This is a genomic window from Roseovarius roseus (genome assembly GCF_043355935.2).
Taxonomy (GTDB): domain Bacteria; phylum Pseudomonadota; class Alphaproteobacteria; order Rhodobacterales; family Rhodobacteraceae; genus Roseovarius; species Roseovarius roseus.
In genome coordinates this window covers 125,754-149,635 of record NZ_JBHFPE020000007.1, presented here as the reverse complement: position 1 = coordinate 149,635, position 23,882 = coordinate 125,754, and the positions used below count along the sequence as shown (strand labels likewise).

The 23,882-nt window shown below is 64.1% G+C and carries 25 protein-coding genes; 12 read left to right on the top strand and 13 right to left on the bottom strand.

The window, feature by feature from the left end; genetic code table 11:
• A partial coding sequence (cysC, locus tag ACEWPL_RS12810; protein ID WP_420744351.1) for an adenylyl-sulfate kinase occupies positions 1–675 on the top strand: 675 nt, incomplete at its 5' end.
• A 190-nt stretch (positions 676–865) separates the two neighbouring features.
• A complete protein-coding gene (locus tag ACEWPL_RS12805) occupies positions 866–1,402 on the top strand; it encodes a VPLPA-CTERM sorting domain-containing protein (protein ID WP_393928971.1) in 537 nt (178 codons plus the stop codon).
• Between the two features lie 97 nt (positions 1,403–1,499).
• On the opposite strand, the gene ACEWPL_RS12800 is transcribed toward ACEWPL_RS12805, so the two are convergent.
• The 3 genes from ACEWPL_RS12800 to ACEWPL_RS12790 form a co-directional block, all read right to left on the bottom strand.
• Positions 1,500–2,369: a glycosyltransferase family 10 fucosyltransferase gene (locus ACEWPL_RS12800; RefSeq protein WP_393928969.1), complete on the bottom strand. Its 870-nt coding sequence runs from the start codon at positions 2,367–2,369 to the stop codon at positions 1,500–1,502.
• Between the two features lie 126 nt (positions 2,370–2,495).
• A complete protein-coding gene (locus ACEWPL_RS12795; RefSeq protein WP_336424934.1) occupies positions 2,496–2,723 on the bottom strand; it encodes a DUF1150 family protein in 228 nt (75 codons plus the stop codon).
• Between the two features lie 24 nt (positions 2,724–2,747).
• On the bottom strand, positions 2,748–3,167 hold the full coding sequence (locus tag ACEWPL_RS12790; protein WP_393928967.1) for an Hsp20 family protein: 420 nt from the start codon (positions 3,165–3,167) through the stop codon (positions 2,748–2,750).
• A 170-nt stretch (positions 3,168–3,337) separates the two neighbouring features.
• Here ACEWPL_RS12790 and ACEWPL_RS12785 point away from each other — a divergent pair, with 170 nt between their 5' ends.
• The 3 genes from ACEWPL_RS12785 to ACEWPL_RS12775 all read left to right on the top strand — a co-directional run bounded on the left by ACEWPL_RS12785 (position 3,338) and on the right by ACEWPL_RS12775 (position 5,200).
• Positions 3,338–3,562: a YdcH family protein gene (locus ACEWPL_RS12785; RefSeq protein ID WP_393928965.1), complete on the top strand. Its 225-nt coding sequence runs from the start codon at positions 3,338–3,340 to the stop codon at positions 3,560–3,562.
• 83 nt (positions 3,563–3,645) lie between these two features.
• Positions 3,646–4,134, top strand: coding sequence for a 5-(carboxyamino)imidazole ribonucleotide mutase (gene purE, locus ACEWPL_RS12780; RefSeq protein ID WP_393928963.1), 489 nt, complete (start codon positions 3,646–3,648; stop codon positions 4,132–4,134).
• Positions 4,127–5,200 (top strand): 5-(carboxyamino)imidazole ribonucleotide synthase, encoded by a 1,074-nt coding sequence (locus ACEWPL_RS12775; RefSeq protein WP_393928961.1) that lies wholly within the window; start codon positions 4,127–4,129, stop codon positions 5,198–5,200. Before purE ends, ACEWPL_RS12775 begins: the two co-directional genes overlap by 8 nt.
• Before the next feature lie 3 nt (positions 5,201–5,203).
• Here ACEWPL_RS12775 and rnr read toward each other — a convergent pair whose 3' ends face one another.
• The 3 genes from rnr to dapE are packed head-to-tail and all read right to left on the bottom strand — an operon-like array spanning position 5,204 to position 9,242.
• Complete coding sequence (gene rnr, locus ACEWPL_RS12770; protein WP_393928959.1) at positions 5,204–7,468, bottom strand: ribonuclease R; 2,265 nt, start codon at positions 7,466–7,468, stop codon at positions 5,204–5,206.
• Positions 7,469–7,506: 38 nt separating this feature from the next.
• Entirely contained in the window at positions 7,507–8,091 is a 585-nt protein-coding gene (locus ACEWPL_RS12765; RefSeq protein WP_393928957.1) for a TIGR04282 family arsenosugar biosynthesis glycosyltransferase, read from the bottom strand.
• The gene (dapE, locus tag ACEWPL_RS12760; protein ID WP_393928955.1) at positions 8,088–9,242 is read right to left on the bottom strand and encodes a succinyl-diaminopimelate desuccinylase; all 1,155 of its coding nucleotides are present in this window, start codon (positions 9,240–9,242) and stop codon (positions 8,088–8,090) included. Before dapE ends, ACEWPL_RS12765 begins: the two co-directional genes overlap by 4 nt.
• 285 nt (positions 9,243–9,527) lie before the next feature.
• On the opposite strand from dapE, the gene ACEWPL_RS12755 reads away from it, so the two are divergent.
• A complete protein-coding gene (locus tag ACEWPL_RS12755; protein ID WP_393928953.1) occupies positions 9,528–11,114 on the top strand; it encodes a Hint domain-containing protein in 1,587 nt (528 codons plus the stop codon).
• A gap of 1 nt (position 11,115) precedes the next feature.
• Positions 11,116–12,201 carry a Hint domain-containing protein gene (locus ACEWPL_RS12750; RefSeq protein ID WP_393928951.1) on the top strand — a complete coding sequence of 362 codons (1,086 nt, stop codon included), beginning with the start codon at positions 11,116–11,118 and terminating at the stop codon, positions 12,199–12,201.
• On the opposite strand, the gene ACEWPL_RS12745 is transcribed toward ACEWPL_RS12750, so the two are convergent.
• The 3 genes from ACEWPL_RS12745 to dapD are packed head-to-tail and all read right to left on the bottom strand — an operon-like array spanning position 12,198 to position 14,560.
• Positions 12,198–12,602 (bottom strand): hypothetical protein, encoded by a 405-nt coding sequence (locus ACEWPL_RS12745; RefSeq protein ID WP_393928949.1) that lies wholly within the window; start codon positions 12,600–12,602, stop codon positions 12,198–12,200. The genes ACEWPL_RS12750 and ACEWPL_RS12745 overlap by 4 nt on opposite strands.
• A gap of 47 nt (positions 12,603–12,649) precedes the next feature.
• Positions 12,650–13,678, bottom strand: a complete 1,029-nt coding sequence (locus tag ACEWPL_RS12740) for a sodium:calcium antiporter (protein ID WP_393928946.1) — start codon at positions 13,676–13,678, stop codon at positions 12,650–12,652.
• Between the two features lie 54 nt (positions 13,679–13,732).
• On the bottom strand, positions 13,733–14,560 hold the full coding sequence (dapD, locus tag ACEWPL_RS12735; protein ID WP_393928944.1) for a 2,3,4,5-tetrahydropyridine-2,6-dicarboxylate N-succinyltransferase: 828 nt from the start codon (positions 14,558–14,560) through the stop codon (positions 13,733–13,735).
• A 221-nt stretch (positions 14,561–14,781) separates the two neighbouring features.
• On the opposite strand from dapD, the gene ACEWPL_RS12730 reads away from it, so the two are divergent.
• On the top strand, positions 14,782–15,609 hold the full coding sequence (locus tag ACEWPL_RS12730; protein ID WP_393928942.1) for an LOG family protein: 828 nt from the start codon (positions 14,782–14,784) through the stop codon (positions 15,607–15,609).
• Positions 15,610–15,621: 12 nt separating this feature from the next.
• Here ACEWPL_RS12730 and ACEWPL_RS12725 read toward each other — a convergent pair whose 3' ends face one another.
• On the bottom strand, positions 15,622–15,813 hold the full coding sequence (locus ACEWPL_RS12725) for a hypothetical protein (RefSeq protein ID WP_393928940.1): 192 nt from the start codon (positions 15,811–15,813) through the stop codon (positions 15,622–15,624).
• Between the two features lie 209 nt (positions 15,814–16,022).
• Positions 16,023–17,201 carry a dual-specificity RNA methyltransferase RlmN gene (gene rlmN, locus ACEWPL_RS12720; RefSeq protein ID WP_393928937.1) on the bottom strand — a complete coding sequence of 393 codons (1,179 nt, stop codon included), beginning with the start codon at positions 17,199–17,201 and terminating at the stop codon, positions 16,023–16,025.
• Between the two features lie 173 nt (positions 17,202–17,374).
• Here rlmN and ACEWPL_RS12715 point away from each other — a divergent pair, with 173 nt between their 5' ends.
• Positions 17,375–18,019 carry a DUF4259 domain-containing protein gene (locus tag ACEWPL_RS12715; RefSeq protein WP_393928935.1) on the top strand — a complete coding sequence of 215 codons (645 nt, stop codon included), beginning with the start codon at positions 17,375–17,377 and terminating at the stop codon, positions 18,017–18,019.
• 69 nt (positions 18,020–18,088) lie between these two features.
• Here the strand turns inward: ACEWPL_RS12715 and ACEWPL_RS12710 are convergent, their stop codons facing one another.
• On the bottom strand, positions 18,089–18,589 hold the full coding sequence (locus ACEWPL_RS12710; protein ID WP_393928973.1) for an invasion associated locus B family protein: 501 nt from the start codon (positions 18,587–18,589) through the stop codon (positions 18,089–18,091).
• Between the two features lie 244 nt (positions 18,590–18,833).
• Here ACEWPL_RS12710 and ACEWPL_RS12705 point away from each other — a divergent pair, with 244 nt between their 5' ends.
• Positions 18,834–19,844 carry an asparaginase gene (locus tag ACEWPL_RS12705; RefSeq protein WP_393928933.1) on the top strand — a complete coding sequence of 337 codons (1,011 nt, stop codon included), beginning with the start codon at positions 18,834–18,836 and terminating at the stop codon, positions 19,842–19,844.
• A gap of 20 nt (positions 19,845–19,864) precedes the next feature.
• Here ACEWPL_RS12705 and serB read toward each other — a convergent pair whose 3' ends face one another.
• Entirely contained in the window at positions 19,865–20,737 is an 873-nt protein-coding gene (serB, locus tag ACEWPL_RS12700) for a phosphoserine phosphatase SerB (protein ID WP_393928931.1), read from the bottom strand.
• 155 nt (positions 20,738–20,892) lie between these two features.
• On the opposite strand from serB, the gene ACEWPL_RS12695 reads away from it, so the two are divergent.
• Positions 20,893–22,059, top strand: a complete 1,167-nt coding sequence (locus ACEWPL_RS12695) for a phosphoserine transaminase (protein ID WP_393928929.1) — start codon at positions 20,893–20,895, stop codon at positions 22,057–22,059.
• A gap of 64 nt (positions 22,060–22,123) precedes the next feature.
• Positions 22,124–23,719, top strand: coding sequence for a phosphoglycerate dehydrogenase (gene serA, locus ACEWPL_RS12690; protein WP_393928927.1), 1,596 nt, complete (start codon positions 22,124–22,126; stop codon positions 23,717–23,719).
• The last annotated feature ends 163 nt before the right edge of the window (positions 23,720–23,882 follow it).

The following is a 23,882-nucleotide window of genomic DNA, read 5'->3' as shown; positions in this document are numbered from 1 at the left end:
AAGGACGACGTGACGATCCTCAACATCTCGGGCACCGAGCTGCGCCGCCGCCTGCAGGAGGGGCTGGAGATCCCCGAGTGGTTCTCCTTCCCCGAAGTGGTCAATGAGCTGCGCCGCACCCGTCCGCCGCGCGCGCAGCAGGGCTTTACCGTGTTCTTCACCGGCTTTTCCGGTTCGGGCAAATCCACCATCGCCAACGCGCTGATGGTCAAGCTGATGGAGATGGGCGGGCGCCCGGTGACGCTGCTGGATGGCGATATCGTGCGGAAGAACCTTTCCTCCGAGCTGGGCTTCTCCAAGGAGCACCGCGATCTCAACATCCGCCGCATCGGCTATGTCGCCTCCGAGATCACCAAGAATGGCGGCATCGCCATCTGTGCGCCGATCGCGCCCTATAGCGCCACCCGCCGCGCCGTGCGCGAGGATGTCGAGGCCTTCGGCGCCTTCGTCGAGGTGCATGTCGCCACGAGCCTCGAGGAATGCGAGCGCCGCGACCGCAAGGGCCTCTACAAGCTGGCGCGCGAGGGCAAGATCAAGGAGTTCACCGGCATCTCCGACCCCTATGACGTGCCTCAGGATCCCGAACTCAGCGTCGAGACCGAAAATGTCGATGTCGACAACTGCGCCCACCAGGTCGTCCTCAAACTCGAACAGATGGGATTGATCGCGGGCTGAACTGAAAAAGGGCCGCACCACCCGGTGCGGCACTTTCACGATCAGCGGAATATCCGGCACAGGCTTGGCATCGGGCGTAATGGCCCGGTCCCCCAAAAGCCGCGACAATCTGCAACACCCAATATCCGATCCCACCCCATAAAGACTAATGGACAACCGGAGCGCGACCGACTATGGGAGCGCGACACATATGAAATCTCGTTTCCGAGTGGAAAAAATGAAAAAAATCTTCGCCGTTGGCACCGTCATCCTGGCTCTCTGCGGACCTGCGAACGCAGCGACGGTCAGCCTCCAAAGCCAAGACGAAATTCGCCTGAAATTGAGTAATGTCAGTGGCACTTCGCTTGACTTTGCGCTTGACGATGGCCTTTCGGGTTACGCGAACTTTGGCGGCTACGTGAAGTGGTCGACCCGCGAAGACGGGCGCCGGGATGAGGATGGACCGTGGTCCGCATGCTTAGAATGTGGCTATGAGGGCGGTTCCTGGAATCTTTCCACCTATGGGAAACGCGGAACGACCATCAACCTGGATTTCGGCGGGACAAAGGACACGGTCTATGTCTGGACCCGCGCGACCTGGGGTCAGGGAAACCTGACTTACACCGTCCCGTCCTCCGACACTGTGTCGGCCGTTCCGGTCCCGGCAGCTGGATTTCTGCTGATCACCGCATTGGGAGGGCTGACCGCTCTGACACGGCGGCGCCGCAAATCAGCACGCATCGGCTAAACAGACAGCGCAGCATCGGCGCCAAGATTTCCGATCCTGATCGCGTGCAAGTCAAAGGCCGTTCGCGCCCTCATGGCGGGTGGGGTCAGGCCGCCCCTCAGCCGGCCTTGCCCAGAACCGCCCGCGCGGCACGTCCGTAGACATCGCCATATTCCGCCGCCACGCTGCGCGCCGCTTCCAGGGCAGGCGCGCGCGCCTCGTAATCCTCCACCGAGGCTGCCTTCATCGCCGCCTGAAGTTCAGCCTCGCTTTCGCAGATGACCATGCCCGAGGTATCAAAAAATTCCGCGATATTCGGGCAGCCCCAATAAATCGGCACGGTGCTGCAAAGGACCGCGTCTACCAGCTTCTCGGTAAAGTAGTTCGGCTCGCGCACGTTCTCGATCACCACGGAATAGCGATAGGGCGCGAGGCCATCAGATTTGGCACCAAAGGGCGTATAGCCCCGTCCCATGACATCCAGATCCATCCCCTGCGCCTTGGCCCAGGCCGCCAGGGAATGGCGCAGGCGATGCCCCTCCTGCGAGCGCTTGTCCGAGGCAATCAGCGACATCATTCGCGTCTTTGTCAAATCCAGCTTTCGCCAATCGGACACCCAGGTGCTGCCGAAGGGAAAGAAAACGCCGTTCGGGATAGCGGCCAGCAGCGCGGTATTGCTGCTCAGCACCTTGTAGAACCGTCCATGCGAGCGGCGCAGTGAGTGCAACTGTCCGCCATGGATGGCCTCCGGCTCCAGCACCATGATCGACACGCGCGCGCGGATGCCGAAACCGGGCCGCCAATGCAGCGATTTGCGGGGGAACACGATCAGATGGTCGCGCGGCTCCAGGTCGGCCAGCGTCTGGCCTTTGATCCCCTCGGGCGTGCCCAGCGGCCAAATCAGCCGGTCCAGCGGGATGCGGCCCGGCCGCACACCCAGCTTCATGTCATGGGGCAGAATCGCCACCTTGGGCGCAGGCTGGGACATGTCGCGACTCCTCGAAAATCGCCCATCCCATACGCGACGGGGCGCACACCGGCAACCTGCCCATGCGCGCCCCTTATTTCATCTTGGCGAAAATACTCATGCCCGGCCCGCCACCGGGCCTAGCGCCTAGTGCACCGTCACCGGGTCCAAGTCATGCTGGCGCGCCAGCACGAAAGCCATCTTGCGATCGCTGACCAGCGCCAGGCGCTCGCCCTCTTCGCTATGCACGGCATAAAGCGTGGTCAGATCGCCCACCTGACTCTGCACATCCTCGGGCAGATCCTCGACCGCGACCGAGCGGACATAGGCGATGCGGTGGCCCGCCTCATGCGGGAATTCAAATTCGGTATCCATGATATTGCCTCCTTCAGACGGCTGTTATTGGCCCCGTTTGTTGATCTTGATCGTCTGAACAACTGTCTCGGGTTGGGCGCGGGTCAAGTCGATATGCAGAAGTCCGTTCTCCATGATCGCCGCACCCACTTCGACCCCGTCGGCCAGAACGAAGCTGCGCTGGAACTGCCGCGCCGCGATTCCGCGATGCAGAAACACCCGCTCGCCGATATCTGCGCCCTGCCGGCCCCGGATCACCAACTGGCGGTCCTCGACCGTTACAGACAGATCCTCCTCGCCAAAGCCTGCAACGGCCAGCGTGATGCGGTAGGAATTGTCCGAGGTCTGCTCGATATTGAAGGGCGGATACCCCTCATTCCCGGATTTTGCGCTGCGCTCCAGCAGCCTTTCCAGCTGGTCGAACCCCAGCATATAGGGGTGCGCCCCAAGCGTCAGTTTCGTCATGTGCCACGTCCTTGCGTCAAGCGACTGGTCAGATCGGCGCCGTCCCATACATCGGCGGCGGCGCCCTGACCTCGAATATGGGCGCTCCTCCGCAGCGGTGCAAGGGCTAGGCGGTCAGGGGTTTTCGGCGTAGACTCGCGCGGTCCCATACGGTCAGGAATCACGCCCTCATGAATGCCTATAGCGAACTTGCGATGAAATCCGACGACGTGCTGCGCGTCGAGCTTGAGCAATTTCGCCGCGAGCACCGCGATCTGGACATTGCGATCGAGGCGCTGGAAGAGCGCACGATGCGCGATCCGTTGACGATCAAGCGTCTGAAACAGCAGAAATTGCGTCTCAAGGACCGTATCGCCTATATCGAGGACCGCCTGCTGCCCGATATCATCGCCTGATCGCGCGTTTTGCCGCGCGGCGGTGGTGGACGCCCCCGCCCGGCCCGCCTATGGTTTGCGCCTGATTCATGAGGGGGCGTTTGATGCCAAAAATCGAGGTCGGGATCATCATGGGCAGCCAGTCGGACTGGCCCACTATGAGGGAAGCGGCGGATATTCTGGACGCGCTTGGCGTCCCCTACGAGACGCGCATCGTCTCGGCCCATCGCACGCCCGACCGGCTTTGGTCCTACGGCGCCGAGGCGGCATCGCGTGGCCTCAAGGCAATCATCGCGGGCGCCGGCGGCGCGGCGCATCTGCCGGGCATGATGGCGTCGAAAACGCGCGTGCCCGTGATTGGCGTGCCGGTCCAGACGCGCGCGCTCTCGGGTGTCGACAGCCTTTACTCGATCGTGCAGATGCCCAAGGGCTATCCTGTCGCCACCATGGCCATCGGCGCGGCGGGCGCCGCCAATGCGGGCCTCATGGCCGCGGCGATCCTCGCCACTGGTGACGCGGATCTGGCCGAGCGGCTGGATGCGTGGCGCGCCGATCTTTCGGCCTCGATCCCCGAGGAGCCTTCCGATGACTGAACCCCTGAAAACCGGCGCGACCATCGGCATCCTTGGCGGCGGACAGCTCGGCCGCATGCTCTCGGTCGCGGCTTCGCGGCTGGGATTCAAGACTTGTATCTTCGAGCCGGGCGAAAACTGCCCCGCCTCCCATGTCGCCGACCGCCATATCGCCGCGCCATACGAGGACGAGGGCGCGCTGCGCATCTTCGCGGATGCCTGCGACGTCATCACCTTCGAATTCGAGAATATCCCGACTTCCGCGCTGGATATTCTGGAGAAGCTGCGCCCCGTCTATCCCGACCGTCAGGCGCTCCGCGTCAGCCAGGACCGGCTGGTCGAGAAGGCGTTCCTGAATGATCTGGGTCTCAAGACCGCGCCGTTTGCCGCAATCGATGATGGCGTCGACATCACCGAGGCAATGGCCGAGATCGGCCTGCCCGCGATCCTGAAGACGCGCCGCTTCGGCTATGACGGCAAGGGGCAGGTACGGCTGCAAGGGCCGAATGATGCCGAAGGCGCGCTCTTGGACATGAACGGCGCGCCCAGCATTTACGAGGGCTTCGTCGATTTCAGCCATGAGGTCTCGGTGATCGCCGCGCGCAACGCGGCAGGCGATGTGTCGGCCTATGATCCCGGCCAGAACGTGCATGAGGGTGGCATCCTGCGGACCACCACCATCCCTGCCAAGCTAACTCCGTCGCAGCGCAGCGATGCCGTTCTGCTGGCTGCCCAAATCCTGAACAAGCTGGATTACGTGGGCGTCATGGGGGTCGAGCTCTTCGTCACGCCCGAAGGCCTGATCGTGAACGAGATCGCGCCGCGCGTGCACAATTCGGGCCACTGGACGCAGAATGGCTGCACAGTGGATCAGTTCGAGCAGCATATCCGCGCTGTCTCAGGATGGCCTCTGGGCGATGGCAAGCGGCATTCCAATGTGGTGATGGAGAACCTGATCGGCGACGATATGGACCGCGTGCCCGATCTTGCCCGCGATGGCAGCTGCGCGCTGCATCTCTATGGCAAGGCCGAGGTTAAGCCGGGCCGCAAAATGGGCCATGTGAACCGTGTGACCGGCCCGGCGTAACGCCTAGCCGCGCCGCTTGCGCTCGACTTTGCGCCCCGTCTTGGCCGCCTTCTTTTTCGCCGCGCCCAGCTTGCGCTTTGGCGGTTTGCCCCGGCTGCGGCCACGCCCGCTACCTTGCGGCATTTCCTTGCCTTCGATGCTGACCAGTTCCAGCGCGATGCCGCCGGTGACCGGCGCCGCCTCGGCCAGCTTGACCGTGACGCGCTGGCCCAGCGTGACGATGCGGCCCGAGTCCGACCCCATCAGCGTCGCCGTATCGGGGTCGAAATGGAAATACTCGTGCCCGATATTGCGCACCGGGATCAGACCATCGGCCCCCGTCTCGTCCAGCCGCACAAAGGCGCCAAACTTGGCCACACCGCTGATGCGGCCCGTAAATTCCTCGCCCACGCGCTCTGACAGGAACGCCGCGAGGTAGCGGTCATTCGTATCCCGCTCGGCCATCATGCTGCGCCGCTCGGTGTCCGAGATATGTTTGGCCGTGCCGTCAAGCTGCTCCTCATCCGCCGGAGTCAGCCCGTCGTTGCCCCAGCCATGGGCCGAGATCAGCGCCCGGTGCACGACGAGGTCGGCATAGCGCCGAATGGGCGACGTGAAATGCGCGTAGGACTTCAGCGCCAGCCCGAAATGGCCGAAATTGACCGGCGCGTAATAGGCCTGCGTCATGGCGCGCAGGGTGCTCATGTTGATCTGCTCGGCATGATCGGTGCCTGCCGCGCCATGCAGAAGCGCGTTCAGATGCGAGGTGCGCAGCACCTGCCCCTTGGCCAGTACCAGCCCCGCCGCCTCGGCGACCTCGCGCAGCGCGTCCAGCTTGTCCTCGGCAGGTTCTTCATGGACACGGAAGAGCAGCGGGGATTTCTTGGCATTCAGTGTCTCGGCAGCCGCGACATTGGCCAGCACCATGAATTCCTCGATCAGCTTGTGCGCATCCAGCCGCTCGGTGAAGTTGACGCTGATGACCTTGCCTTCCTCGCTCAGCACCACCTTGCGCTCGGGCAGGTCCAGATCCAGGGGCTGGCGCGTGCCGCGCGCGTGTTTCAGGGCGTTATAGGCGGCGTAAAGGGGCCGGATCACCTCATCCATCATCTCGGCGCAGCGCTCGGAGGGCTGGCCGTCCATTGCCGCCTGCACCTCGGGGTAGGTCAGTGACGCGCCCGAGCGCATGATGCCCCGGTGGAAGCTCTGATCCAGCTTGTGCCCGAATTCGTCGATACGCATCCGCACGGCGATACAAGCGCGCGGGACGCCCTTGTGCAGCGAGCAGAGATCGCCCGAAAGGCGATCCGGTAGCATCGGCACGACGCGGTCAGGAAAGTAACTGGAATTGCCGCGCTTGCGCGCCTCGGTATCGAGCGCAGAGCCGGGCGTCACGTAATGCGCCACATCGGCGATGGCGACCCAGATGACATGACCGCCCGCATTGTCCGGCGCGTCATCGGCATGGGCATAGCAGGCGTCGTCATGATCGCGCGCGTCAGAGGGGTCTATGGTGACCAGCGGCAGATGGCGCAGATCCTCGCGGCCCTTGAGGCCGGCGGGCTTCTGCGCGTCGGCCTCAGCGATGACGTCATCGGGGAAATCATCGGGGATGCCATGCTGATGAATGGCGATCAGCGACACGGCGCGCGGCGCCGACGGATCGCCCAGACGCGAGGTGATGCGCGCCCGCGGCAGGCCCATGCGGCCTTTCGGCCCCGCCTGCTCGCCCTCCACCAACTCGCCATCCTGCGCGCCGCCCGTGTGTGCGGCGTCGACCTGCCATTCCTTGCCCTGCCCCTTGTCGATGGGCAGGATGCGGCCCCCTTCGGTGCCTTTGCGATAGATGCCCAGCACCTTGAGCGGGTTGTGCCCGATCCGCCGGATCAGCCGCGCCTCGTAATGATGCGCTTCGCCGCGCACGGCCTGCAGCTTGGCCAGGATACGCTCGCCTTCGCCAAGCGCCGGATCGGAGGCGCGCGGGATCAGCAGTACCACCGGCTCGGCCCCCTCGCCATGCCATTCGAGCGGCTTGGCCAGCTGGTCGCCGTCGGGTGTGGTGCCCATGACCTGCAGCACGCTGACCGGCGGCAGGCGGTCGGGGTCGCGATAGGTTTTCTTGCGCTTCTCCAGATGACCCTCGGCCTCAAGCTCCTTGAGGATACGCTTGAGATCGATCCGCGCGGCGCCCTTTATCCCGAACGCCTTGGCGATCTCGCGCTTGGCGCCAAGCGTGGGGTTATCGGTGATCCATTGAAGGATCTCGGCTTTGGTGGGCATCTGGTTCATAGCCCTTGCGTATCACGGCGCAGAGGCAGCTGAAACAGCTATTGAGAGGGGGCCAGATCGGCGGCGGTGTCGACATCGCGCAGAGTGTCGATATGGGCGACGCGCGCGCCCGGCAGCGTGGCGATGCTGTCCTGCAAGGCATGTTCGGTGGACCAGCGGACATTCTGCAAGAACCCTGCGGGGATGCCACCGCGTCGCTTCAGCCCGATCAGCCAATAGCCGCCATCGTGTGCAGGGCCGAAAACGGCGTCATGCCCGCCCAGCGCGCCAAAGGCGCGGGCAATGTGGCCACGCCTGATGCCGGGGATATCGCCGCCGATGATGCAGAGCGGGCCTTGCCCCACCCCGCGCAAAAGGCGCGCCATTCGCGCGCCGAGATCGCCCTGCCCTTGGGCCACGCGCGGCAGATGCGCGGGCCAGACGCGGCTGGCCATCCCTGCGCGGTCAGGCGCGACCGCCAGAACCATCTGCCAGCGCGGATCCTCGACCTCGCGCAAAAGGCGGGCGGTCTGGTGGCGGAACCACCACGCGGCGGCGATCATACCGATCTCACGGCCCAGACGGGTCTTGACCCGGCCGGGGCGCGGCTCTTTCAGCATGATCACCAGCGTGGGGCGGATCATCCGGCGAAGTAGTCGCGCAGGATGCGGCCATAGATCGCTTTCAGCTGATGGATCTGTTCGATGCTCACATTCTCGTCGACCTGATGCATCGTCTTGCCGACAAGGCCGCATTCTACCACCGGACAGTGGTTCTTGACGAACCGCGCATCCGACGTGCCGCCCGAGGTGGACAGGACGGGCGTGCGCCCCGTCTCGGCCTCGACCGCGCGCACGATCAGGTCCGAGAAGTCACCGGGAGGCGTCAGGAACGCCTCGCCTGAATTCTTGACGGTCAATTCGCCCGTCACGCCCATCTCGTCGCAAATGGTATCGAGCTGGCCCTGCAGCCACTCGGTCAGGCTGTCGCCGCTATGGATATCATTGTAGCGAATGTTCACGGTCGCGCGCACGGCGGCGGGGATCACGTTGGTCGCGGCATTGCCGGTATCGATGTTTACGACCGCCAGCGTCGAGGGGTCGAAATGATCGGTCCCCTCGTCCAGCGTATGGCTGCTGATCCGGTCGACCAGCCGCGCCATTGCGGGCAGCGGATTGACCGCGCGATGCGGATAGGCGGAATGGCCCTGCTTTCCGGTGATGGTGATCCACGCGCTCAGCGATCCGCGGCGCCCGATCTTGATCATGTCGCCCATTTCCTCGGGGCAGGTCGGCTCGCCCACGAGGCAGACATCCATCGCCTCGCCCTTCTCCTCCATCCAGTCGAGAATGGCGGTGGTTCCGTCCAGAGCATCACCCTCCTCATCGCCCGTGATGGCGAGGATCACGGCCCCATCGGGCGGCGTCTGTTGCACGAAATCCACGGCGGCGGCGGCAAAGGCGGCGACGCCCGATTTCATGTCCGTCGCGCCCCGGCCCCACATCATGCCGTCCTTCACCTCGGCGCCAAACGGCGCCACCGTCCAAGCCGCCTCATCGCCCAAGGGCACCACGTCTGTATGTCCGTTGAAGCCGATGCTGCGCGGCGCGCCCTTGTCGCCCCAACGTGCGTAAAGATTGGCGATCCCGCCCCGATCGACGCGCCAGCAGGCAAAGCCCGCTTGGCTCAGCAGATCCTCCAGCAGGCCCAGCGCGCCGCCCTCCTCGGGGGTGACGGAGGGGCAGCGGATCAGCGCGGCGGTCAGCTCGGCGGGGTCGATGGGTGTATGCGTCATGGGGTGCCTCGGGATGCGGTTGCGGTGGCAAATGGCTATCCCGGTTGCAATGCCTTTGCAAATTCTGCGCTGCCGCCGTGAAAAAAGTTAACATTGCGTCAAAAGATGGATATTCTCAGGGTCATAAAAACAAAGACCCGAGGCAGGGCACAGAAGGCATAGGGGGCACGAGCAGTCCCCGACATGACAGGGCGCGGTCTTGCGCCCGTGATACGGCCCGTGCAGATCATCTCTGCCGGCCTGTGCCTGTTGCGTCCCTCTCGGCCCGAAACTTGGGGACGGCAGATGGTCAGAGGCACGGGAATACCCATCGACACGCGTGCGAGCGCGTTGGAAATGGCGCAGGAGATGTTCGGCCCCGGGGTGATCATCGAAAGCGCGACCTATACCGGCGACAGAGACAGCTCGGGGATCTATAGCAACGGCGATACAATTTCGCCGGGTGTGATGCCGGGCAATACGGGCGTCATGTTCTCGACGGGTGATCTGGACGGTTTCACCAACAGGACGAATTGGTGGCAGGGCGCCAATACCAGCACGAACCAGTCAACCAGTTCCAGCGGTCCGAACGGCGTTGATGATTTTGATGACGCCGCAGGGGCGCCTACATTCGACGCATCCTTCATCGACGTAGATTTCACGCCCTCGGGCGACATGCTGACCATGCAGTTCGTCTTTGCCTCGGACGAATATCCCGAATACGCGGTCGGCGCGTTTCAGGATTTCGTCGGGGTCTGGATCAACGGCCAACAGGTTCAGCTGAGCGTCGGCGATGGCGATGTGGATCCGAATAACCTGAATGCCGGCTCCAATGGAAATCTTTTCATTGATAATACCGGCAGTCAGTACAATACCGAGATGGACGGCTTTACCGTCAATCTCACCCTCAAGATCCCGGTCATCGCCAACGCCACCAACTCGATCCGCATCGGCATTGCGGATGTGACCGACGCCAACTACGACAGCACGCTGATCATCGCGGGCGGTAGTGTACAGGCCACGGTTCTGGCCTTCGACGACACGACCAAGCTGGACCCGCTGGGCTCGAAATCGCTGGACGTGCTGGCAAACGATACCAACAATGGCAGCGGCAGCCTGACGATCACCCATATCAACGGGCAGGCCGTGAGCGTGGGCGATAGCGTCACGCTGAACAGCGGTCAGACGATCCAGCTGAATGCCGATGGCACGCTGGGCCTGACCGGGGATGGCGATGTCGAAGAGTTCGCCTTTACCTATACAGCCGAGAATTCCAGCGGCATCAGCGATACCGGCTTTGTCCTTGTCGATAGCGTGCCGTGCTTTGTCGCAGGTACCATGATCCGCACGCCGGACGGGGAAAAGCCGGTCGAAACGCTGGTTCCGGGCGACATGGTGATGACCCGCGACGAGGGCGCGCAACCGCTGCGCTGGATAGGCAGGCGGCGCATCGCGGCAGCGGGCGATTTCGCCCCCATTCACATCGCGGCGGGCACCTTCGGCGATCATGGCGCGCTGGCGCTGTCGCCGCTGCACCGCGTGCTGATCCGCGACAGCCTGGCCGAGCTTCTCTTTGGCGAGGACGAGGTGCTGGTGGCGGCGCGCGATCTGGTCAATGACCGCTCGGTGCGGCGCGTGCCCGGCGGCGAAGTGGAGTATGTGCATATCCTCTTTGACCGCCACCAGGTGGTCTACTCCGAGGGGCTCGAGACCGAAAGCTTCCTTCCTGGCCCGCAGACGGCCCGCAGTTTCGAGGCACAGATGGTCGAGGAGATCTGCGCAATCTTCCCCCAGCTTTGCCCCGAGACCGGAGCAGGCTACAGCCCCGCCGCGCGCCGCACCCTCAAACGCTACGAGGCGCAGCTGTTGATGGCCGGGACGCGGGCGGCCTGACATGGGCTGGATCGGCATTGCCAATCACGAGGGTGGCAGGTTCGACGCTGCGGGGCTGGGGCATGTGCCGCAATCCGAGGCGCAGCCGCTGACCGGCACCGCCCATGCGGGCACGATCCTGATCGACACGTACCTTTCGCCCGATGCACGCCCACAAACCCTGCTCAGCTTTCGCCGTGCGGCACCTGAGGGCGGGATGCTGTCGCTGCAGGTGGTGCCCAGTGGCGGCATCGTTCTGATAGACGAATTGGGGGGTGACGTGCGCCATGCGGCGCTGAACCACGATCTGGACGGGTGCAGCGATCAGGTCCGGGTGCGCTATGCCTGGGATGACGCGGCCGAGGGCGGGATGCTGACGCTCAAGCATCTCTCCAGCGGGATGATCCGCCGCGCGCCGGTGCCGCCGGGCCACCCTGTCGCGCTCGAGGATCTGCGCATGCTGACTCAGTTTCCAGCTCATCGCGTGATGGACCCCGATGTCGGCTTTGTCGCCGTCTCGGACCGGGTGGAGCCGATCGGCGCCATGCCGGGCCTGACCAGCGGCGTGCCCATCGCCACCCCGCACGGCGAGGTTCCGGTATCGCGGCTGAGGCGCGGCGATACAGTGCTGACTGCGGCGGGCGACGTGGTGCCGATCCTGCGGATGGTATCGCAATGCGTGCCTGCCTATGGCTCGCTTCGGCCCGTGCGGCTGCGCGCGCCCTTCTTCGGGCTGCGCCGGGATATCGTCATCGCGCCGCACCAGAGGCTGGTCATCGGCGGAAGCGAGGTGGAATATATGTTCGGCACCGAGGCCGCGCTGGTGCTGGCGCGCCACCTCGTCAACGGCTCGTCGGCCTTTCATGCCACAGGGCCAGACCTTGTGACCTATCATCAGATCCTTTTGCCCGAGCATCAGGCCATCATCGCCGCCGGATGCCCGGTCGAGAGCCTTTATATCGGGCGGTTGCGCCGCGACCGGGCGGCGCTGGAGGCCTCGGCGCTTGGCGGGCTTGACGGGGCGCGCCTGCCGGAACATGCGCGCCCGATCTGGCCGGTGCTGAAGCCGTTCGAGGCCCGGACCCTGGCCATGCGGCGCGCGGCCTAAGCCTCGCCCTCGCCCCCGTCCAGATCGAGCGCCTCGTCCCTGCCCGCATCATCGAAGAACGGCGTCATCTGCGCGACGATCACCGCGTTCTCGTCCAGCGCACGTTGCATCAGCATACGGTCTTCCTCGCCAATCTCGTGGCCGCCCTCTTCGCGCTCGGCCAGGGTGCCATAGCCGGTGACATCGAGGGGCGCGGTATCGGCCTGCTTGAGGATCGCGACCGTCTCGCGCACGGCCTCGGCCTCGTCCACGCCGCTGGCATAGATGAGAAGGGCCGCGCCCGTCGCACTCTTGGGCAGGCCGTCGCCGGTCTTGCGCCCGATCTCGACCAGAAGGGTATAGACCTCCTGCCGTTTGGTCTTGCCCTTGGATTTATCCGTAGCTTTGTCTGATTTTGTCATGGCATCGCTCTAGAGCGGCAGCAGCGTGCGGTCAATCGCCTGCATACTCAGGCGAATATCTCGACGCCCAGCGCAGTGGCATAGATTGCCATCAAGGCCACGCTCTCCATCCCGATCCGGGCCGGGCCCTGCCGCTGGCGCACGATCAGCCCGGCCAGCAGGACCGACGTCATCAACAGGCCCGTCGCCAGCCAGTACAGATCATTCTGGTCGACCGCGTGATAGATCGAGCCGTCGCGATAGGCGATATCGGCCCCCACCAAGAACAGCGTATCGAACGTGTTGCCGCCGATGATGCCGCCCACAGCCAGTTGCAGTGCCCCGCGCCGCACAGCGACAAGGGTCGTCACCAATTCGGGCAGCGATGTGATGACGGCGGTGCCAAGCGCGCCGACCAGACTGGAGGCGAGACCATAGCGCGCGATCAGCGACTGCCCCGATTGCCCGATCACCCAGCCGCCCGCAGCCATCACCAGCACCAGCGCCACAAAGATCATCGCCGGTTTCTTGACCGAGCGGCGCGCCTCCTCGGGATCCTCTGGCGCATCCTCGCGCGTCTCATCGGTGTCCACGGCCTGCCACATCGGCCGCTCACGCACCTCGGCGGACAGGCGGACGCCGAACAAATAAGTCCCAAACAGCAATAGCGAGACGGGATGCACCCCGAGATAGGCCAGATCCGGCCCTGCCATCGCCGCCAGAGGCATGCTGAGCAGGATGATCAGCATCACGGCCTGAAAAAGGTTCGCCGGCTCGGCTGCCGCGTGTTCCAAATTCGTACCTTTGTGCAACAGGTCCGCCACCGCCAGAAACAGCGTCTGCGCGGCGATCCCGCCCACGGCGTTGGAAAACGCATAGCTGGCATCGCCCGAGGCGGCGGCATCCACCGACACAATCACCCCGGCGATCGACGTGGCCCCGCCCAGGATAAGCCCGCCGATCAGTGCCTCACCCATGCGCGAGCGGTCGGCGATGATATCGGCAAGCCGCGTGGCACGGATGGACGCGCCGACCACCGCAGCCCCCGCAAGGAACGTCGCGATCAGCAGATAGGGCAGCGGCAGGGCAGCAATCATGCCCTGTCAACGCGGCGGCGCGCGCCGCGGGTTCCCGCCGCGCCCGAAAACATCTCAGGTGCGCAAAAGCTCGTTGATCGAGGTCTTGGAACGTGTCTGCGCGTCCACGCGCTTGACGATGACCGCGCAATAGAGGTTCACGCCGTTCTTGGATGGCATCGAGCCCGAGACAACGACTGACCCGGCGGGCACTTCGCCATAGGTGAACTCACCCGTTTCACGGTCGACGATCTTGGTCGACTGGCCGATATAGACGCCCATGCCCAGAACGCTGCCCTCGCGGACGATGCAGCCCTCGACCACCTCCGAGCGCGCGCCGATAAAGCAGTTATCCTCGATGATCGTCGGCCCCGCCTGCATCGGCTCGAGCACGCCGCCGATACCGACACCGCCAGAGAGGTGCACGTTCTTGCCGATCTGCGCGCAGCTGCCGACCGTGGCCCAGGTATCGACCATCGTGCCGCTGTCCACATAGGCGCCCAGATTGACGAAGGAGGGCATCAGAACGACGCCCGGGGCGATGTAGGCGCTCTTGCGCACGATGCAGTTGGGAACGGCGCGAAAGCCTGCCTCGGTCCACTCGGACTCGCCCCAGCCCTTGAATTTGCTATCGACCTTGTCCCACCAGCCGCCGCCTTGCGGGCCGCCCGATTGCGGTTCCATGTCCTTGATGCGGAACCCCAGCAGCACGGCTTTCTTGGCCCACTGGTTGACGTGCCAGGTGCCATCCTCGCCGCGCTCGGCCACGCGCAGCTTACCACTGTCCAGCGCATGAAGCGTCGCCTCGATCGCCTCGCGCGTCTCACCGCCGGTGGCGGAGTTGATCGTATCGCGCGCCTCCCAGGCGGCTTCGATTGCGGTTTCCAGCTGCGCGTTGGACATTGCGGCACTCCTCAAGCGTTTTCCCGCCTTCGCGTATAGGCACAGGCGCCGCGCCGCGCAATGCAGCAAAAGAAAATGAGAGGCGGTGGATGTGTTGCGCGCCCGCCCTGTTTTTTCTTGGGGAAAATACCCAAATCCCGCGGCCGCCCCAAGCGCTGGTCAAGCCTTGTGCTAGGCGATACTGCTAGGGCAACAGCGCAAGTCAGCCCAAGGAATTCCAGATGACCGAAGACCGCACCAGCCCGTTCCGCGATGCGGATAGCGACCGCAGCACCGCCGAACAGGTGCCGGACACGCCGCAGACGCGCGCACCTGCCTACCGGCTGGCCTTCAACGACCCCGATTTCATGCTGCGCGATGATTTGCGGCCCGTGCGTCTGCAGCTGGAATTGCTCAAGCCCGAACTGATCCTGAACGAGCGCGGCATCCGCTCGACCGTGATCCTCTTTGGTGGCGCGCGCATCCCCGAGCCGTCCATGAAAGAGGGCGCGAGGACGCAAACGCTGGCGGATCTGTCGAAATACTATGACGAGGCGCGCGAATTCTCCCGGCTGATGACCGAGAAATCCATGGGGGCCTATGGGCGCGACTATGTCATCGCCACTGGCGGCGGCCCGGGCGTGATGGAGGCGGGCAATCGCGGCGCGGCGGATGCGGGCGGCGCGTCGATCGGCCTGAATATCGTGCTGCCGCACGAGCAGGCACCGAATGAGTATGTCACGCCCGGCCTATGCTTCAACTTCCACTATTTCGCGATCCGCAAGATGCATTTCCTGATGCGGGCGCGGGCGGTTTGCGTCTTTCCCGGCGGTTTCGGCACGCTGGACGAGACGTTCGAGGCGCTGACGCTGATTCAGACGGACCGAATGAAGCGCGTGCCTTTCCTGCTTTTTGGCGAGGAATTCTGGCGCCGCATCATCAACTGGGAAGCGCTGGCCGAGGCCGGCACCATCAGCGACGAGGACCTGGAGTTGTTTCAATTCGTCGAAACCGCCGCAGATGCGGTAGCCATCATCGAGGCGTGGGACGAAGCACAAAAAGAGTGCTAGGCCCCGCCGGGATCACGCTGCGAATTGAGCGGGAATGGCGCAGAGCGGCGCATCCTTGATCAGGGACGTGACGATTCGGCCCTCGTCGGTGTCGCGGATGCCGTAGCCGTAGCCGCGCAGGCGGTGCTGCCATTCACGGTCCGAGACGGCCATACGGCGCTCGCGGGTGACGATGGCGAGGATGTCGATAATCTCGTTACTCATTGTTTCATACCTTGTGACAATAACTTGTGAAACCTCGGTAATCAGGCATTGCGGCAACAATCGGAACGGATTGGGGCCAGCCGGAGGTCTTTTCAGGTCACATGAAGCGCGTTGCGCCGCCCGGCAGTTGCGCAGGGCGGCGTGAACGGGCCAGTCTCAGGTGGGATAATCGACGTCAGGTACCGGGACCACACGCTCCGGGGGGGGTATTACCCCTGCCCCAGCTCGGCCTCGATCTGGGCGCGGGACTTGCGCGCGCGCTCGGTCGCGGATTTCAGCTGGCCGCAGGCGGCCATGATATCCTCGCCGCGCGGGGTGCGGATTGGGCTGGCGTAGCCGGCCTTGTAGATGACGTCGGCAAAAGCGCGGATGCGGTTGTTGCTGCTGCGCTTGTAGGGCGCGCCGGGCCATTCGTTGAATGGGATCAGATTGATCTTGGCCGGGATGCCCTCGATCAGCTTGACCAGGCGGCGCGCATCCTCGTCACTGTCGTTGATGCCGTCCAGCATGACATATTCAAACGTGATGCGCTCGGAATTGCTGACCTTGGGATAGGCTTTCAGCGCCTCAAGCAGCGCTTCGATGTTCCATTTCTTGTTGATCGGGACGAGACGGTCGCGCACCTCGTCGGTGGTTCCGTGAAAGCTGACAGCAAGTTGGCAGCCAATCTCGGCGGCGGTGCGGTGGATTTCCGGCACGATGCCCGAGGTGCTGAGCGTGATGCGGCGGCGGCTGAGCTGGATACCCTCGGGGTCCATCGCGATTTTCATCGCGTCGCGCACATTCTCGAAATTATAAAGCGGCTCGCCCATGCCCATCAGCACGATGTTGCTCAGAAGGCGGGTTTCGTCCTTCGGCGCACCCTGCGTCGGCCATTCCTCCAGGTCGTCGCGCGCGACCATGATTTGACCGACGATCTCGCCCGCTGTCAGGTTGCGCACCAGTTTCTGCGTGCCGGTATGACAAAAAGAACAGGTCAGCGTGCAGCCCACCTGGCTGGAGATGCAGAGCGTGCCGCGCCCCTCCTCGGGGATATAAACGACCTCGACCTCGTGCCCGCCCGCGATGCGGACAAGGTATTTGCGCGTGCCGTCGCTGCTGACCTGCCGGCTGACGACCTCGGGGGTATCCAGCGTGAACTTTTCTTCCAACTCAAGGCGGTAAGCCTTGGCGAGATTGGTCATCTGCGCGAAATCGCGCACGCCCCACTGATAGACCCATTGCCAGATCTGGCCCGCGCGCATCTTTGCCTGCTTTTCGGGCGTGCCGTTGTCGATCAGCGCCTGGCGCAGCGCGTCGCGCGTCAGGCCGATAAGGTTCGGCTTGCCCTCCTGCGCCTTGCGCGGGATGGTCACGAGATCCTGTGTGATCGGTGCGGTGCTGGTCATCGGGCGGGCCTCTCATGGGTCGGATATGTCCCCATATAGGATTCGTTCAGCAAAGCCAAAGGGGCTGCGCACGCAACTTTGCCTGTCACACCTCGGCGCAAACGGGCCATGAAATGGTCTAACTGCTGGTGCATGACCGATCCCGGAATTGACAATAGGGACGGGAGAACAGCATGGGAACGTGGAGTTCGGGAAGCTTTGGCAATGATGCGGCGCTGGACTTTGCCAGTGGCCTGAGCAGTTTCAGCGCGCTGGAGCAGCATCTGCGTGAGGCCGCCGAGGATCACGGCGAAATGGACGCTGACAGCGCCAGCGCGGCACTGACTGCCTGCGATCTGCTGGCGGCCAGCATCGGGCGCCCTGCGGAAGACATGCCAGATATGCCGGCGCTGACGGGCACACCCGCCGCCAAGGAGGTGCCCCGCGATCTGCTGCGGCTCGCCCGCAGCCTGGTGACACGGATACGCAAAAGCTCGGAGCTGGCGGAGCTTTGGGAGGAGGATAACGACGAGTGGCACGAGGCGCTGGACGATCTCAAAGCGCGCCTCACACCATCCAAGCCCTACCGCACCGCCAACAAGCCCAAGCGCGATGCGATGCCCGACGATTTCATTGGCCATTGCTATATCTGCTACGGGCCCGTGACCGAGCGAGATGGCCTGCTGTTCGAGCATATGATGCATGGCGCCACATGTGCGTTCTATCCCCATCGCAAATGCATCGAGGATCAGATCCCCGGCCCGCATTGGGCGCCCGATGGCGCGCCGCTGCCCGGCACAAGGGCCAAACTATTGCGCGACATGGGAGTTGAGGACTAGCGCCCGCCGAATGAAAAAGGGGGCCTGCCCGGCATGGGTGGCCCCCTCGGAATCATAGTGCCCAGCGCGTTACTGGCAGCGCTTTTCGGCTTCTTCCATCGCGGCGGTATAGCCGATCAGCGAGAAGGTGTCCTTGGTTTGCGTTCCGCGGGACGAGCGCGCGGTCAGCACCGCGTCGGCGCCGCGCTTGAGGGCGGCAATGATCTTGGCATCGTCATCGGCGCTGGCCGGCCATGCCCATTCATTTTCGGTATAAAGCTCGAACGTGTCGGTGCCGATCACCAGTTCCACGGTTGAGCCCTCGGCGAAGGGATAGCCGCCGGTGAAGGCGACCTGCCCGCGCACGCCCGCATCGGGGCGGAAAAACGTCATGAACAGGATCTCGCCCCGGCGCACAGCCACGACCTGGCCGCCGCGCGTGTTGACCGTCTCGGTCGGGGCGGACACGGTCCAGCATTCGCGCGGGGAATCCTCGGTGAAAACGCTCCATGCGGTGTTTGCCGCGACCTGGTTGGTGCTTTCGCTCTGGGCCAGGGCCGCGCCGGATGCGAAAAGGGTGGTTGCCGTCATAATCGCCGCGCCCAAGGCGCCGCGCGTCACGTAAGATGCCATTCTTGTGCAGCCTCCAAGCTGTCTTTGAGCCTCAATTGGATCGCGATGGCCAGCCAGCCCTCTTGGCAGGGATTTCCGCTTGGCAATCACGGTGTTCTTCTCGACAGTGCAACTTTAGCCCGAAACGTGCCAGAAACGAAAGAATGAATTGGCGGAAACCCGCACATCATTCACGCTGCACAGCCTTCCAAGGAGCCATCCGATGATCCGACCCGCAACCGCCCCCGTTCCCATGGCCGAAATCTGGCGCGGCCCAATCGCCGAGAGCCTGCATCTGGGCCACGCAGTGATCTGCGGACCCGGCGGCGACGTGATCGAGGCCTGGGGCGATGCCAATGTCACCGTCTATCCGCGCTCGTCCTGCAAGATGGTGCAGGCCCTGCCCCTGATCGAGAGCGGGGCAGCAGATGCCGCCGGCCTTGGTTCCGATCATCTGGCGCTGGCCTGTGCATCGCATCAGGGTGCCGCTATCCACACGGACCGCGTGGCACGGTGGGTGGCAGACCTTGGCCTTGGCGAGACTGATTTTCGTTGCGGCGCGCATATGCCCAGCGACGAGGCGGCGGCCCATGCCCTCATCCGCGCGCATGAGGCACCCTGCCAGTTCCACAACAATTGCTCGGGAAAACATGCGGGATTTCTGACGCTCAACCGCCATCTTGGCGGGGCTGCGGACTACATCGAGCTCGATCACCCCGTTCAGCGCGCCTGCCTTTCCGCCTTCGAGGAGACGACCGGCGAAGCCAGCCCCGGTTACGGCATCGACGGATGCTCGGCCCCGAATTTCCTGACCTCGCTGCGTGGCATGGGACGCGCGATGGCGTATTTTGCCACCGCCCGCGAGGGGACGGATACGCGGCAGACCGCCGCCGCGCGCCTGCGCGATGCGATGATTGCGCATCCCGACCTGGTCGCCGGTGAGGGGCGCGCCTGCACCCTCCTGATGCGCGCCTGCACCGAGCCCGTGGCGTTGAAAACCGGAGCGGACGGGTTTTTCATCGCCATCCTGCCGCAGCGTGGAATCGGCGTGGCGCTGAAGATCGCGGATGGCGGCACGCGCGGCGCGGAATGCGCCATTGCCGCGCTTCTCGTGCGCCTCGGCGCGCTGGAGGCCGATCATCCCTCGGCTCGAATGTTCATGAACAAGACCGTCACAAACTGGCGCGGGTTCGAGACGGGCATGATCAAGCCGGCCGCTGCGCTCTTGGTCTGAGTGCCGCCGGGCAACCGGCGTCACGCATCCGCAAATTCGTTGCGCGCATAGCCCTGCAGATAAAGTAGCGCGGTCAGATCGCCATGGTTGATGCGCAGATCGCACTGGGCGGCGACGCTGGGCTTGGCATGCAGCGCGACGCCCGCGCCCGCATGGCCCAGCATGCCCAGATCGTTTGCGCCGTCGCCCACTGCCATCGCCTCGGACGGGGTAATGCCCAGCCGGGCGGTGATCTCGTTCAGCGCGTCCACCTTGGCCTGCCGGCCCAGAATGGGGCGCGCGACATCGCCAGTCAGGATACCATCCTCCATGCCCAGAACGTTGGCCCGGTGCTCGTCAAACCTCAGCGCCTTGGCCACTGGCCCGGTAAACGCGGTAAACCCGCCCGAGACCAGCGCCGAATGCGCGCCGTTTTGCCGCATCGTCGCGACCAGCGCCGCACCGCCCGGCGCATGGGTGATGCGCGCGCGCAGCACCTCGGCGATGACCGCCTCGCGCAGACCTTTGAGCAACGCCATCCGCTCCAGCAGGGCGCCCTCGAAATCCAGCTCGCCATTCATGGCGCGCGCCGTGATGCCCCGCACATGCTCGCCGACGCCCGCCGCCTCGGCCAGCTCATCGATGCATTCCTGCTGAATCATCGTGCTGTCCATATCGGCGATCAGCAGGCGTTTTCGCCGCCCCTCGGCGCGCTGCACCGCCAGATCGACGCGCATCTTCTGCAATTCGGCCCAGACCTCCCAGAGGTTTGCAGGCGGCGCGCCAAGGCTGAACTCCGCCGCCTCATCCGGTGCCAGCCACTCTACCGCACCGCCGCCCCATGCGTTCCGCAGGTTTTCGGCCAGATGCGGCTCCAGCCCGCCGGGGGGCGCGATGAGGGTGGCGATGAACATGGCCGGAGGCTCCGAAAAGGTAAAATGCGTCGCGAATAATTCACGAAGCGGCGCTATAGCGTCATTTTATATCTTGCGAAAGGGCACGCCGCCGCATAGCAACGTCGGTGGGACACCCTTCCCCAACGAAGGGCGCTTATCTGGAAGGATAGCATATGGCTACCAAAGACCTCGCGCGCAAACTCGCGCGCAAACCTGACGTGCGGCCCGCAAATCCGCGCTTCTCCTCCGGCCCCTGCGCCAAACCCCCCGTATTCGCACTTGAAAAGCTGTCAGGCGCCCCTCTGGGCCGCAGCCACCGTGCCGCCGTGGGCAAGGAGCGTTTGCAGGCCGCGATCGACGGCACCCGCGCCGTCCTGAACATTCCCGCAGAGTATCGCATCGGCATCGTCCCCGCCTCGGACACGGGCGCGGTCGAGATGGCCATGTGGACCATGCTGGGCGAGCGCCGCGTCGAGATGCTGGCCTGGGAGAGCTTCGGCGCAGGCTGGGTCACGGATGCGGTGAAGCAGCTGAAACTCGATGCCGAGGTCAAGACCGCCGAGTATGGCGAGATCGTGGACCTTGCCACCGTCGACACCGACAATGACGTCGTCTTTACCTGGAACGGCACCACTTCTGGCGTGCGCGTGCCGAATGGCGACTGGATCAAACCGAATCGCGCGGGCCTCACCATCTGCGACGCCACCTCAGCTGCCTTCGCGCAGGACCTGCCGTGGGACAAGCTCGATGTGACCACGTTCAGCTGGCAGAAGGTGCTGGGCGGCGAGGCGGCGCATGGCATGATCGTGCTCAGCCCCCGCGCCGTGGAGCGGCTGGAAAGCTACACCCCCGACCGGCCCCTGCCCAAGATCTTCCGCCTCACCAAGGGCGGCAAGCTGATTGAGGGCATCTTCAAAGGCGAGACAATCAACACGCCATCCATGCTGGCGGTCGAGGATTACCTTTTGGCCCTAGACTGGGCTGGGTCTGTCGGCGGCCTTCAGGGCCTGATGGACCGCGCCGATGCGAATGCGGGCGTGATCGCCGATCTCGTGGCCGAAAATGACTGGATCGCGCACCTCGCTCAGGACCGCGCAACCCGCTCGAACACGTCTGTTTGCCTGAAGTTCACCGATCCGGGCATAACCGATGGCGCGGCGTTCGCCAAGGCGGTGGCCAAGCGACTCGAATCCGAGGGCGTGGCCTATGATGTGGGCGCCTATCGCGATGCCCCTCCGGGCTTGCGCATCTGGTGTGGCGGCACGGTCGAGACGTCCGACCTTCAGGCGCTGATGCCTTGGATCGAATGGGCATATCACGCCGAGCGCGACGCGCTCTGAGCCTTTTCCGGCGGGCCAGATTGCCCGTCCCCTCCCCCCATATTCATTCAAAGGACGCCCAAAAATGGCTCCCAAAGTACTCGTTTCCGACAAGCTAAGTGAAACCGCCGTCCAGATCTTTCGCGATCGCGGCATCGACGTAGATTTCCAGCCCGATCTGGGCAAGGACAAGGACAAGCTGGCCGAAATCATCGGCGAGTATGACGGCCTCGCCATCCGCTCGGCCACCAAGGTGACCGAGAAGATCCTCGAGAACGCGCACAAGCTGAAAGTCATCGCCCGCGCAGGGATCGGCACCGACAATATCGATAAGGTTGCCGCCTCGAAAAAAGGCGTCATCGTGATGAATACGCCTTTCGGCAACATGATCACCACGGCCGAGCATGCCATCGCCATGATGTTCGCCGTCGCCCGCCAGATCCCCGAGGCCAGCGCCTCGACTCATGCCGGCAAATGGGAGAAATCCCGCTTCATGGGGACCGAGCTGACGGCCAAGACGCTGGGCGTTATCGGCGCGGGCAATATCGGCGGCATCGTCTGCGACCGCGCGCGCGGGCTGAAAATGAAGGTGATTGCCTATGATCCCTTCCTCAGCGAGGCGAAGGCCGACAAGATGGGTGTTGAAAAGGTCGAACTGGACGAGCTGCTGACACGCGCCGATTTCATCACGCTGCACGTTCCGCTGACTGACCAGACACGCAACATCCTCAGCCGTGAGAACCTTGAGAAGACCAAGAAGGGCGTGCGCATCATCAACTGCGCGCGGGGCGGTCTGGTGGACGAAGAAGCCGCGGCCGATCTGCTGAAATCCAGCCATATCGCCGGCGCCGCCTTTGACGTCTTCGCCGAGGAGCCGGCGACAGAAAACCCCCTCTTCGGCCTGCCGAACGTGGTCTGCACGCCCCATCTGGGCGCCGCCACGACCGAGGCGCAGGAAAACGTTGCCCTGCAAGTGGCCGAGCAGATGTCGGACTACCTGCTGACCGGTGCGGTGTCGAACGCGCTCAACATGCCGTCGGTCACCGCAGAGGAGGCCAAGGTCATGGGCCCCTGGATCAAGCTGGCCGGACATCTGGGCAGCTTCATCGGCCAAATGACGGACGAGCCGATCAAGGCGATCAACATCCTCTATGACGGGGTCGCGTCCAAGATGAACCTCGCCGCGCTCACCTCCGCCTCGGTCGCCGGGATCATGAAGGCCGTGAATCCCGAGGTGAATATGGTCAGCGCGCCCGTGGTCGCCAAGGAACGCGGCATCAAGATCAGCACCACGCATCAGGACAAGTCGGGCGCCTTCGAGGGCTATATCAAGCTGACGGTCGTCACCGACAAGCGCGAGCGCTCGATCGGCGGCACGATCTTCTCGGACGGCAAGCCGCGCTTCATCCAGATCAAGGGTATCAATATCGACGCCGAAATCGGCGCGCACATGCTCTACACCACCAACCGGGACGAGCCGGGCATCATCGGCGCGCTGGGCAACACGATGGGCGGCAGCGGCGTCAACATCGCCAACTTCACGCTGGGCCGCAGCGCAGCGGGCGGCGAGGCGATTGCGCTGCTTTATGTCGATGCGCGTGTGCCCGATGAGGTGATCGGGAAACTGCACGAGACCGGCTATTTCCAGCAGATCAAGCCACTGGAATTCGACGTCGACTAAACTCCTTGGCCCGGCGCGCTGCCTTAGCGGCGCCGGGCCACGACTGTCGGCTGATAGCTGACGGACGGGAGGTATTCGCGCCCCATCTGGCAATCGGATGAGGTGCACCCTGCCTCCGCGTCGGTAAAATACGAATGTCCTCTTTGATGAGCGCCGCTTCTGT

Coding starts and splice junctions, on each gene's coding strand:
- serB (WP_393928931.1), bottom strand. CDS start 20,737: ATGTTCATCGCCACCCTCATCGCGCCCCCCGGCGGGCTGGAGCCGCAT.
- rlmN (WP_393928937.1), bottom strand. CDS start 17,201: ATGACCAGCACCGCACCGATCACACAGGATCTCGTGACCATCCCGCGC.
- ACEWPL_RS12705 (WP_393928933.1), top strand. CDS start 18,834: ATGATCCGACCCGCAACCGCCCCCGTTCCCATGGCCGAAATCTGGCGC.
- dapE (WP_393928955.1), bottom strand. CDS start 9,242: ATGACGCATACACCCATCGACCCCGCCGAGCTGACCGCCGCGCTGATC.
- serA (WP_393928927.1), top strand. CDS start 22,124: ATGGCTCCCAAAGTACTCGTTTCCGACAAGCTAAGTGAAACCGCCGTC.
- ACEWPL_RS12800 (WP_393928969.1), bottom strand. CDS start 2,369: ATGTCCCAGCCTGCGCCCAAGGTGGCGATTCTGCCCCATGACATGAAG.
- ACEWPL_RS12695 (WP_393928929.1), top strand. CDS start 20,893: ATGGCTACCAAAGACCTCGCGCGCAAACTCGCGCGCAAACCTGACGTG.
- ACEWPL_RS12755 (WP_393928953.1), top strand. CDS start 9,528: ATGGTCAGAGGCACGGGAATACCCATCGACACGCGTGCGAGCGCGTTG.
- ACEWPL_RS12785 (WP_393928965.1), top strand. CDS start 3,338: ATGAATGCCTATAGCGAACTTGCGATGAAATCCGACGACGTGCTGCGC.
- ACEWPL_RS12715 (WP_393928935.1), top strand. CDS start 17,375: ATGGGAACGTGGAGTTCGGGAAGCTTTGGCAATGATGCGGCGCTGGAC.
- dapD (WP_393928944.1), bottom strand. CDS start 14,560: ATGTCCAACGCGCAGCTGGAAACCGCAATCGAAGCCGCCTGGGAGGCG.
- ACEWPL_RS12725 (WP_393928940.1), bottom strand. CDS start 15,813: ATGAGTAACGAGATTATCGACATCCTCGCCATCGTCACCCGCGAGCGC.
- purE (WP_393928963.1), top strand. CDS start 3,646: ATGCCAAAAATCGAGGTCGGGATCATCATGGGCAGCCAGTCGGACTGG.
- ACEWPL_RS12765 (WP_393928957.1), bottom strand. CDS start 8,091: ATGATCCGCCCCACGCTGGTGATCATGCTGAAAGAGCCGCGCCCCGGC.
- ACEWPL_RS12730 (WP_393928942.1), top strand. CDS start 14,782: ATGACCGAAGACCGCACCAGCCCGTTCCGCGATGCGGATAGCGACCGC.
- ACEWPL_RS12750 (WP_393928951.1), top strand. CDS start 11,116: ATGGGCTGGATCGGCATTGCCAATCACGAGGGTGGCAGGTTCGACGCT.
- ACEWPL_RS12745 (WP_393928949.1), bottom strand. CDS start 12,602: ATGACAAAATCAGACAAAGCTACGGATAAATCCAAGGGCAAGACCAAA.
- ACEWPL_RS12775 (WP_393928961.1), top strand. CDS start 4,127: ATGACTGAACCCCTGAAAACCGGCGCGACCATCGGCATCCTTGGCGGC.
- ACEWPL_RS12790 (WP_393928967.1), bottom strand. CDS start 3,167: ATGACGAAACTGACGCTTGGGGCGCACCCCTATATGCTGGGGTTCGAC.
- ACEWPL_RS12710 (WP_393928973.1), bottom strand. CDS start 18,589: ATGACGGCAACCACCCTTTTCGCATCCGGCGCGGCCCTGGCCCAGAGC.
- ACEWPL_RS12795 (WP_336424934.1), bottom strand. CDS start 2,723: ATGGATACCGAATTTGAATTCCCGCATGAGGCGGGCCACCGCATCGCC.
- rnr (WP_393928959.1), bottom strand. CDS start 7,468: ATGAACCAGATGCCCACCAAAGCCGAGATCCTTCAATGGATCACCGAT.
- ACEWPL_RS12805 (WP_393928971.1), top strand. CDS start 866: ATGAAATCTCGTTTCCGAGTGGAAAAAATGAAAAAAATCTTCGCCGTT.
- ACEWPL_RS12740 (WP_393928946.1), bottom strand. CDS start 13,678: ATGATTGCTGCCCTGCCGCTGCCCTATCTGCTGATCGCGACGTTCCTT.